Raw genomic sequence first — 10,611 nt, 5'->3', positions numbered from 1 at the left:
CGAGCGCGGCGAGCGCGGCGAGCGCGGCGAGCGTGACGGGCGCGGCGAGCGCGCCGGCAGCGACAACCTCCGCGTCCGCCGCTACGTCGCCAAGTACACCATCAACCCCGCCATCGCCCACGGCGTGGGGCATGTCATCGGCTCGGTCGAGGTCGGCAAGCTCGCCGATCTCGTCCTGTGGAAACCCGCCTTCTTCGGCGTCAAACCCGAGCTGGTCCTCAAGGGCGGCGTCATCGCCTGGGCCCAGATGGGCGACCCCAACGCCTCCATCCCCACCCCGCAGCCCGTGCGCATGCGCCCCATGTTCGCCGCCCACGGCCGCGCCCCTGGCCGCGCCTCCTTCGCCTTCGTGAGCCGCGCCTCCCTCGACACCGGCGCGGTCGCCTCCTACGGCCTCACCAAGCTCCTCGAACCCGTGCGCGGCTGCCGCAGCCTCGGCAAGAAGGACATGCGCCTCAACGACGCCCTGCCCGCCATCTCCGTCGACCCCGAGAGCTACGTGGTCCGCGCCGACGGCGAACACCTCACCTGTCCCCCTGCCGCCCGGCTCGCGCTCGCCCAGCGCTACTTCCTTTTCTGAGGTCTCCCCGCCGCCCCCTGCGATGACCTCAGCCCTGCTCCTCCTCCAGCTCGCCGACTCCGCCTTCCCCACCGGCGGCTTCGCCCACTCGGGCGGCCTCGAAGCCGCCACCCAGCTCGGCGAGATCGCCGGCGCGCAGGGCCTGGAGCGCACCCTGATCCAGAGCCTCCACCAGGCCGCGCGCGCCTCGCTCCCCCTCGTCCTCGCCGCGCACGCGGACCCCTCCCGCCTCGCCGAGCTGGACCACCTCTGCGACGCCTTCACCACGGGCGCGGTGGCCAACCGCGCGAGCCGCGCCCAGGGACGCGCCTGGCTCGCGGCCGCGGCTGCGGCCTTCGGCATCCCCGCGCTCGGCGACCTGCGCAGGACCCTCCGCGCCTCCCTCGACCCCGGCCACCTCGCGCCCGTCTTCGGCGCCGTCACCGCCCACCTCGCCCTCGCGCGCGCCGACGCCGCCCTCCTGTTCCTCTTCCTGCACCTGCGCGGCATGGTCTCCAGCGCCGTGCGGCTCGGCCTCGTCGGCCCCCTCGAAGCGCAGTCGCTGCAGGCCCGCCTCGCGCCGACCCTCGAGACCCTCCGGGCGCGCGCCGACGGCCTCACCGAGGCGGACCTCGCCACGACCGCGCCCTTGCTCGATCTCTTCCAGTGCCACCACGACAACCTCTATTCACGCCTGTTTTCGAGCTGAGCGGAGAAGCCTCATGTCCGATCACGCCTCCCAGGGTTCGCCACACACCCACGCCCCCGGCGGCCACGGCCACGGCTACGGCCACGGCCACGGCCACGGCCACGCCCCCGCCCACACCCACGAGCGCTGGGAGGGCCCCGGCCACTACCACGAGCGCGCCAGACCCCTCGACCGCGACTACGCGGAGCGCGCGTTCACGGTGGGCATCGGCGGCCCTGTCGGCAGCGGCAAGACCGCCCTCGTCCTCGCCCTCTGCCGCGCCCTGCGCGACCGTGTCGGGCTCGCCGTGGTCACCAACGACATCTTCACCCGCGAGGACGGCGAGTTCCTCCTCCGGCACCAGGCCCTCCCCGCGGACCGGATCCGCGCCGTCGAGACCGGAGGCTGCCCCCACGCCGCCATCCGCGAGGACATCGCCGCGAACCTCCTCGCCCTCGAAGAGCTGTCGGCCGCGCACCGCCCCGAGCTGCTCCTCATCGAGTCTGGCGGCGACAACCTCGCGGCGAACTTCAGCCGCGAGCTCGCGGACTACATCATCTACGTCATCGACGTCGCCGGTGGCGACAAGGTGCCCCGCAAAGGCGGCCCCGGCATCACCCAGTCCGACCTGCTGGTGATCAACAAGACCGACCTCGCCCCCGCCGTCGGCGCTGACCTCGGGGTCATGGAGCGCGACGCCAAGGCCATCCGCGGCGAGGGGCCCATCGTCTTCGCCCAGGTGACGCGCGGCGTGGGTGTCGACGCGATCGTCCACCTCGTCCTCCACGCCCACCAGCACGCGCTCGGCATCCCTCACGGCGACTGAGCTGATCTGATTGCGCCGAGCGACGTTGCGCAGACCTGGCGCAATCCGTGAGAGGCCTGCGCAACGCCCGCATTCCACACCCGGCCCCGACGCCGTGGCGCTGCGCGCGACCCCCGCGAAACCGCAGCGCGCGGCCCGGGGCGCCGCTGGCTCGCGTCTTGCCACTCGCGTCTTGCCATCTGAGGAGCCCAGGAAACGAGGCTTCATGAAGCCGCCGGTGCCGGGCACTGGCAGGCATGGCCATCGCCGCGCCTCTTCGAGGCTTGCATGAAAGCCCGCAGAAAAGGACCCACGCCCATGCGCTCTCTTCAGGGACGCCGCTTCGACAACCCCCTCTTCCACGGCGCGCTGCTCGCCACGCTGCTCCTCGGCGCACCCGGGTGCACCGACGGCGACCTCACCGTGACCTTCGTGGACGTCCACGTGACCGAGGCGGGCGAGATCACGCACCGCCGCGACCTCACGGGCCTCGCGGTGAATGCCTACGTGCCTGGCGGCGCAGGTAGGGACCTCACCGGGCTCGAAGGCCTCGTCTCCGAGGAAGGGGTGCTCACCTTCGTGGACGTCCCCGAGGGCGAGGTCTACGTGCGCGTCTCCGGGGAAGGCAGCGACGAGATCATCGTCACCTCGGAGCGCGAGCTGGACCTCGGCGTTCGTCTCCTCGGCAGGCCCGACGCCCGCAAGGCCACGGTGCCCACCCCGATCGCGCTCGACATCGAGGGCCTGAACCCCTGGCAGGGAGGAGACGAGCTGCGCGCCTTTGCGCTCGGCGCGGGCACGTATGGCTGGCTCTACCCCACCAGCTCCGACACTGCCGACCCCGGCGTCACCTCCCTCGAAGCCAGCGTCGACGCCTCCCTCCTGCTGTCCCCTGGACTCATCGAGGGAGAGCGGGGCGATCGGGCGTACCTGACCCAGCTCGTCTCGCATCCTCTCGGGGAGGAACCCTGGGGCTACACCTCGATCGGCAAGGTGTTCACGCCCGCGCCCTTCACGCAGGTCGAGGGAGAGACCTCGACGTGGCGCGGCAGCATGGTGGACGTCCCGCAGGAGGAGCTGCACATCGACTGGCAGCGCTCCCGCTTCGCCGCCCTGGCCGCGCAGGTTCACCCCGCGGCCGTCGGCGCTGGCCACTGGGCATCCCTGTACGCCGACCCGGACGGGCAGCGCCTTTCGGAGTCCTTCACCCCCGATCTGCTCTCGATCTTTCACATGACGCCGGACGACGTGTCGTTCGACCTCACCTACGGGAACCCCTTTCCTGCGGGCTGGAGCGTGGTCGGCGACGTGGGAGCCACGTTCCTTGTCGAGATGCCGGTGCCCGACGCCGAGGCGACGGTGCGTGTACGTGGCTACGTGAGTGTGGCGCGGCAGGCCGAGGCGATGGGGACGAGCACGCTCGTACCCGAGGTCGCGCCACCGACCGGCCTGCAGATCGACGGACGGGACGCGCAGGTCGAGCTGCGCGGCGTGGGCACCTCGCCCACGGTGAGCGTCGTGGACGCCGGATCTCCCGGCGCCTTGACGTACACGTTCATGCTCTCCCGGCTGGACGTGGCGGCGGCGAAGCTGGAGACGGTGACGGTGCTGCGCTCCGACCATCCCTCCGTGAGCCTCGGCATCCCGGGCCTGCTCGAGGAGGGCTCCTGGTATCACCTGCGCGTCACCGCGCAGACCCGGAGCGCGCCCGTGGTGGAGCGGAAGGCCATCCCCTGGGACGGCGCGTATGCCATGGTCCTCTCGGGCTTCTTCACCCCCTGAGCTGCGGACCCGGACCGCGGCGCATCAGGGCGAGCAGCACCTCCGGGTGGCGCCCGCGCAGCATCTACAGCCGCGCCTCCCCGGGGCTCGCAGGAGAGCCTGCAGGAAAGGACCACGCATCATGCGCTTTCTTCAGGGACGCCGCCTCGACGCCGCCTTCTTCCACTTCTTCCACAGCGCGCAGCGCGCGGCGCTGCTCACTGCGCTGCTCGTCGCCGCGCCCGGGTGCACCGACGGCGACCTCACGGTGACCTTCGTGGACACCCACGTGACCGACAGGGGCGAGATCCAGGAGCCCCGCGGCCTCACCGGCCTCACGGTGAACGCCTACACCCTCGACCGGGACGACGGCGGTCTCAGGAAGCTCGACGGGCACGTGTCGGACGAGGGCGTGTTCACCTTCGTGGACGTCCCGAAAGGCGACGTCCACCTGCACGTCAAGGGGCAGGGCAGCAACGAGGTGATCATCACCTCGGAGCGGGAGCTGGACCTCGGGGAGCTCACCCTCGGCAGGCCCGACGCCAGGCTGGCCACGGTGCCGACGGCGATCGCGCTCGACATCGACGGCTTGAGCCCCTGGCAGGACGAGGACGGGTTGCTCACGTACGCGCTTGGCTCCGGCACGTTCGGGTTCCTCGATGACACGCTCGAGCGCCCCCTCTCGGCCGGCACCACGGCCCTGACCACGACCGCCGACGCTTCCCTGCTGCAGGTCCCCGGGGTCACCGAGAGCAGCCGGGGAGATCGGGTGTACATGACGCAGCTCGTGACGCGCCCGTTCGGGGAGGGGGAGGCCAGGCGCTACTGGTCTGTCGGCAAGGTGTACGCGCCGCCTTCGTCCTTCACCCTGGTCGAGGGCGCGACCTCGGCATGGTCCGGGACCATGGCGGACGTGCCGCAGATCCCGCTGCACCTCGACTGGCGGCGTGCCGAGTTCGCGGCGCTGGCTGCCCAGGTGCATCCGGCGGCGGTTGTCGATCGCCACAGCGTCTTCCTGACCTCTCAGCCCGCCGGAGAGCGGGTGGCGGCGTCGGTCTCTCCGATGCTGCTCTGGCTCGACGATCCAGCGTCGGAGGACGCTGCGCTCGACCTCACCTACGGCAACCCCTACCCATCGCACTGGAGCGCCGTCGGCTCGGTGTACACCAGGTTCTACGTGGACCTGAAGGTGCCCGACACGGGGCTGACGGTGCGCCTCGACAGCCTCCTGAGCGTGTCCCGGCATGCCCGCGCCATGGGGACCAGCGCGCTCGTGCCGGTGGTCACTCCGCCGAGGGGGCTGCAGATCGACGGGATGGACGCGCAGATCACCCGGCGAGGCGTGGGAGCGTCGCCCAAGGTGAGCATCGCGGAGACGGGAGCCTCGGGGGCCCTGTCCTACACCTACGCGCTGTACCGGCTGGCACCGGGCAGCACGTCGATGATGCTGGTGGGGGTGGTGCACACCGAGCGCACGGAGATCGGGCTGGAGCTGCTGGGCGCTCTCCAGCAGGGCTCCTGGTACCAGGTGCGCGTCACCGCGCAGCCCCGGAGCGATCACGCGGTGAACCGCAGGTCCGTCACCTGGGACGGCGCGAGCGCGGATGTGATCTCGGGCCTCTTCACGCCCTGAGCCACAGAAGGGGGGCAGCTCAGTACAGGGGGCGCATTCGGAGCGACCCGAAGAGCCGCGCCAACCCTTGCAAGGCAGGCTCCAGAAGGGCTACGCACACGCCTTTGCTCGGAGCACCCCCCGATGCCGCGGGCGGTGAGCGTTCACGACTTCCACCCGAAGGAGCCCTGCGCATGATCATCCGTGTCGCCACGTACGGGAGCGTCGACGTCGTCGAAGCCGAGGTCGACGAGACCGGAGAGGTGCGCGCGCGGCGGGTCACGTTCGACACGAGCGACGAGGGGCCGCTGTGCCTCCGGAGCGGCGGCGCGTGGGTGGGAGCGGTGCGCGAGGCGACGCCTTTCCGGCTCACCCCCGAGGCCCACGCCCGGCTCGTGGCCGACGTCGGCGTCTTCCGTGGGCGTCTGGGCTGCGAGCCGCAGGAGCATGGCCCGCCCCCCTGGCACACGCAAAAGGCGGTCCTCACCCTCGTGGAGGGTGGCCGCGTCCTCTTCGAGCACGAGGTGCAGTACGACGACGCCGACGATGACGACGATGACAACGCCGGCGCGGGCAAGCGCTCCATCGACGAAGGCAGCCCCCTGGATCTCGAGGTGTTCGCGGTGTGGGACGCGCATGTCGACGCGCTCCTGCCCCCGGAGGTGATCAAGGAGACCGCGCTCTGGGACACGGACCTCGGCGACCTGGATGACGCGCGTCCACGAACGCCACCGGAGGGGACCCCGCCCATGACCATCCGGCTCGCCAGGTACTCCCTGATCAGCACCCTCGAGGCCGAGGTCGACGAGGCGGGCAAGTTGCGCTTGCGATCCGTCTCTTTCGCGAGGAGCGAGGACGGCTCGTACCGGGCCAGGAGCGGTGGCGCGTGGGTGGGAAAGGTGAACGACAAGCTCATCGGCCGGATCCCTGCGGCGGTCCATGCCCAGCTCGTCGCCGACGTCAGCGGGTTTCGGGGGCGCGAAGGCCGCAGGTTGCCGGAGAGCGGTCTGAGCTCCAAGCGCATGTTCCGCGCGGTCCTCACGCTCCTGGAGGATGGCCGCGTCCTCTTCGAGCACGTCGTGGCGTTCGACAGCGACGAGGGAAGGCGTCGCATCCTCGACCAGGAGCCCCTGGACCTCGACGTGTTCAAAGTGTGGAACGCGCACGTCGACGAACTCCTGTCGGGTCGGGTGTTCCAGAAGAAAGAGCCCGGGGAACCGGAGGACGAGGACGAGAGCGACGAGAGCGACGAGAGCGACGAGAGCGACGAGAGCGACGAGAGCGACGAGGACGAAGGGCCCGTAGGGCTTCAGGGACGCGCCCTCTCCCAGGCCCTCCTGGAGGTGATCCGGCGTCGGATCGGGGTCGAGCCCACCACGGTCATCGACCCCCTCCAGCTCCACCGCGGCGGCGGCGTCTCGGTCCTCCTGGCCTCGCACCCGACGGGCACCCACTTCTTCATGACCAGCGGGCTCGCCGGTCGCGCCTGCCACTACGAGCTGTCCATCGCCGTCCCCGGGGATCCGGCCTCCCCGCCAGTCTGGCCCGGCGCGCTCCTGCGGCACGCCGCGCGCCACGCGCAGAACGAGCGCCCCTTCAAGCGCGGCGAGACCATGAGCTTCGCCACCTCCCTCGCCCGCGTCCCCTTCCCCGAGCACACGCCCGCCGACCCCCGGGTGGGCGACACCGGTGCGCAGCGGGCCTTCCTGACCGTCGTCGAGCCGCTGTGCGCGGGCGAGGAGGGCATCGAGAACAGCGTGCTCCGGCTCTACGGCATCACCGAGGGCGAGCGCCGCGCCTGCGAGCTGTGGTCCCCCTCGGGCGTCGCTGCGCTCATCGCGCGCGCCTCCCCGGCCCTCGTCACCGACCTCGCCCGCGCCGACTGGAGCCAGCGCGACGGCTTCTGGGATCGCGTGACCGAGGGCGCCACGCGGGAGGGCTGCTCCACCGCGGCGCTGGTGCTCCCCCGCGTGCGCGTCCGCGTGGACGCAGGCGTCGCCCACCTCTCCCTGAGCGGCGGCGACGACGCACGTCACCTCGCGCGCGTGCTCGGCGCCCGCCTCGCCAGGCGAAAGCGGCTTCTCGTGCACGAGCCGGACGACGCCCCCGGGACCATGATCGGCTTCCTCCCCGGGCCGCGGCGCTCGGCGCGCCAGCAAGGCCCGGTGCTGGTGATCACCCTGCCCGCCGAGGACCCGCTGCTCTCTGCGCTCGCCGCCGGCCCGCCGCAGGTCGAGACCACCTTGCCCCTGCGGTGATCGCCGCCCGGGCTCCTGCTCCCCGCCCTCCAGGCGTCGCGCCGCTCCGGGCCTGACGCCCGTCGCCTCAGGAAACGGACAGTGTCTCCGGCCGCATGTATCAGTGCTTGCGCCGCACCTGCAGCGACCCGAAGAACCGCACCGCCCGCGCGTCCTGCTGCACGTCCTCGCGCGTCGAGGCCACGCCCACCGAGATCATCCGCGTCCCCACGAACACCACGTGGAAGCAGAAGTGGTGCTCCTTCCCCCGGTAGCGGCCGCGCAGCTCCCAGGCAGGCTTGCCCGGGATCCGGGTGATCGTGAGGTCCTCGAAGGGCGTCGCCGGGCCGCCCGGGAGATCGCCCGGCAGCAGCTCCTTCAGCGCGCGGGGCGGCTCGTCGCCCTTGGTCTCCAGCCACGCCGACGGCACTTCTCGGTGGAACACGGTGAACATCATCTGCTCCTCGCCCCCGAGGAACAGGGAGTGCATCGCGGCCTCCTCGGTCGCCTCGCCTTCGGTCTCCGCCAGCATCACGGCGGCCTCGGGCAACGACACGGTGAACCCCCCGTCGGCGGACGCGTGCACCCGCCAGGGCAGCGCGAGCTGAAACGACGAGAAGAAGCGCTCCGCGTCCTTGCGATCGATGTGGCCCGACGGCGCCCCCACGGTGAGCAGGTACGCGCTCCCCCCCACCGCGAACGCCCGCGCCAGCACGTGCTCCGTCCACCCCGACGGCCCCGCCGCCCGCCCCTCCACCGCCCGCCCCTCGAATCCCTGGTGCGTCAGCGTCTGCGCCTCCCCGGTCTCCTCGATGCCCGAGAGCGCCATCGCGACCAGCGTGCTCGCGTCGAGCACCGGCTCCGGCCACCCCTCCGTGAGCCGCAGCCGCCACACCGCGTAGTCCGGCGTCGTCTCGTCACCGTCCGCGAGCCTCAGCCCGTGCAGCTCCACCACGCCCCCGCGCCGCCCTACCCAGCGCTGCCGCTCCTCCCGCGGCGCCCCCGGCATGGACACGTGGATCCCCTCCACCCCGAGCGACGCCCGCGGCCAGGGGCGAGGCGCCTCGGCGCTCTCCGGCGGCTTCGTCACCACGGCAGGCGGCGCGCTCCCGCACCCCGCCACGAGCCCTGCCAGCGCCAGCAAGGCTGCGCCCTTGCGTCCTGCCCCGCGCCTCTCCCTGGCCTCCATCGCGGCCTCCATCGCGGCCCTCATCGCGGCCCTCATCGCGGCCCTCATCGCGTCACCTCTGCGGCTCCTCCCGGTGGCGCTCATCGCCCCGCCCCCCCGGCGCCCTTGTCGCCCGCCTTCGCGCCCTTGTCGCCCGCCTTCGCGCCGGCCTTGTCGGCGGCCCGTTTCCTCGCGCTCACCGGCGTGATCCCCAGCGCCTCCAGCGCCGGCCGCGCCTTGTCGGCGGCGCCCACCACCACCACCCGCATCTCCTCGCTGCGCACCTGCCCCTGGATCATCCCGCGCAGCGCCTCGGCGGGCAGCGTGCGGATCGCGTCCTGCTCCGCGAAGACCCGCGTCAGGGTCACGTCCGCGTCCCCGAGGCGCGTCAGCGTCCGGGCCAGCGCCTCGCTGCTCCCCAGCAGCTTCGCCGCCCGCGCCGCCACGTCGTCCTGCAGCGCCTCCAGCACCGCGTTCGTCAGGAGCTGCGTCTCCACCATCTGCAGCCCCAGCCTCACCGCCACCACGAACCGCGCCGCGTCGTCGGGCTGCACCCGGCCCCCGAACTCGAACAGCGGCTGCTCCCGGCGCCACCGCACCCACGAGAACGTCTGCGAGACCCGCTTCGGCAGCATCTGGTTCACGTGGACCCAGACCACCTGCGCGATCAGCCCCCGCAGCTCCGTCGTCACCGGCAGCTCCGCCCCGTCCGGGTCCCGCAGCGGCAGCGTCACCGCCACGTCCACCTCCTCGCGCCCCGGCTCCTCGACCAGGAAGAGCCCCCGCGCGAGCTGCGCCCCCGGCTCCCCCCGACTGGCCTTCCGCGCCCCTGCCGCCGGCCCCTTCCCGTCTCCCTCACGCGCGCCTCCTGCTGGCGACGCCGACGTCGCCGGCGCCGCCGCCAGAGGCGCGAGCATCGCCCGCACCGCCGCCGTCGCCACGTCCCCCACGATCGCCACGCTCAGCGCCTCCGGCCGGAGCGCCGCCTCTCTCTGGCGCAGCACGTCCGCGGCCTTCAGCGTCCGCAGCGCCGACACCTCCTTCTCCGCGTTCACCCGGTACGGGTGCCCCGGCGCGAACAGGCTCTCGTCGATGCGCCGCCGCATCTGGTCGTGCATCCCCTCCGCCCCGAGCTGCTCGATCTGCGTGAGCCGCCGCTTCCGCGCCTCCTCGAACGTCTCCGCGTCCAGCGCCGCGCGTGGCCCGAGCCCCCGCCACACCGCGCGCAGCGCCTCCTCCAGCGCCTCCGGCGTCACGCTGAAGCCCAGGAAAGCGTCCTCCTCGTAGGCCAGGAACCCCTGCGCCGCCCCCAGCGCCCGCAGCTCTTCCCCGAGCGTGCGCGTGCTCCCCGGCGCCTTCGCGCCCAGCAAGAGCTCCCCCGCGAGCGTGCTCACCCCGGCCTTCGACGACCCCGCCCAGGGCACCCGCACCGCCACGTGCACCAGCGGCACCTCGTGCCGCTCCACCACCGCCACCCGCTGCCCGCCGGCCAGGTGGAACGCCTCCACGCGCGGCGCGGCCACCGTCGCAGCCAGGGCCGGCAGCGGCGGCACGTAGCGGAAATCTTCGTCCCCCGCCTCGCTCGCGCCTGCCACGTCCGCGCCGCCGCCCGGCACCGACGCCACGGCCACGGGCGCAGGCCCCGCCCCCTCTCCTCCGGCCGACGCACACCCGCTGAGGAGCAACGCCGCCGCCACACCGGCAAGGCCTCGCCGCATCGCTCAGTACCCCCTCATCCCCGGGAGCAGCGAAGACACCGCGCCCGCCGCGCCCTGCTGAGC

At 72.8% G+C, this 10,611-nt stretch carries 8 protein-coding genes; 6 read left to right on the top strand and 2 right to left on the bottom strand.

Features of this window, described 5'->3' with window-relative positions:
- The 6 genes from CAP_RS42690 to CAP_RS42665 all read left to right on the top strand — a co-directional run.
- A partial coding sequence (locus tag CAP_RS42690; protein ID WP_044252349.1) for an amidohydrolase family protein occupies positions 1-580 on the top strand: 580 nt, incomplete at its 5' end.
- A 22-nt stretch (positions 581-602) separates the two neighbouring features.
- Complete coding sequence (locus CAP_RS42685) at positions 603-1,268, top strand: urease accessory protein UreF (RefSeq protein ID WP_044252346.1); 666 nt, start codon at positions 603-605, stop codon at positions 1,266-1,268.
- Positions 1,269-1,281: 13 nt separating this feature from the next.
- Complete coding sequence (gene ureG / locus CAP_RS42680; RefSeq protein ID WP_081865845.1) at positions 1,282-2,073, top strand: urease accessory protein UreG; 792 nt, start codon at positions 1,282-1,284, stop codon at positions 2,071-2,073.
- Between the two features lie 297 nt (positions 2,074-2,370).
- Positions 2,371-3,834 (top strand): hypothetical protein, encoded by a 1,464-nt coding sequence (locus CAP_RS42675; RefSeq protein WP_044252343.1) that lies wholly within the window; start codon positions 2,371-2,373, stop codon positions 3,832-3,834.
- A gap of 121 nt (positions 3,835-3,955) precedes the next feature.
- A complete protein-coding gene (locus tag CAP_RS53100) occupies positions 3,956-5,446 on the top strand; it encodes a hypothetical protein (RefSeq protein WP_044252340.1) in 1,491 nt (496 codons plus the stop codon).
- Positions 5,447-5,619: 173 nt separating this feature from the next.
- Positions 5,620-7,683, top strand: coding sequence for a suppressor of fused domain protein (locus tag CAP_RS42665; RefSeq protein ID WP_044252336.1), 2,064 nt, complete (start codon positions 5,620-5,622; stop codon positions 7,681-7,683).
- A 100-nt stretch (positions 7,684-7,783) separates the two neighbouring features.
- On the opposite strand, the gene CAP_RS42660 is transcribed toward CAP_RS42665, so the two are convergent.
- Positions 7,784-8,875, bottom strand: a complete 1,092-nt coding sequence (locus tag CAP_RS42660) for a hypothetical protein (protein WP_156041671.1) — start codon at positions 8,873-8,875, stop codon at positions 7,784-7,786.
- Positions 8,876-8,931: 56 nt separating this feature from the next.
- Entirely contained in the window at positions 8,932-10,548 is a 1,617-nt protein-coding gene (locus CAP_RS51710) for a M16 family metallopeptidase (RefSeq protein WP_156041670.1), read from the bottom strand.
- Positions 10,549-10,611: the final 63 nt, after the last annotated feature.

Origin of the sequence: Chondromyces apiculatus DSM 436 (assembly GCF_000601485.1) — a bacterium.
In the GTDB taxonomy this organism is placed as follows: domain Bacteria; phylum Myxococcota_A; class Polyangia; order Polyangiales; family Polyangiaceae; genus Chondromyces; species Chondromyces apiculatus.
Note: the sequence above shows the minus strand (reverse complement) of the source record. Positions and strands in the feature narration are given on the sequence as shown.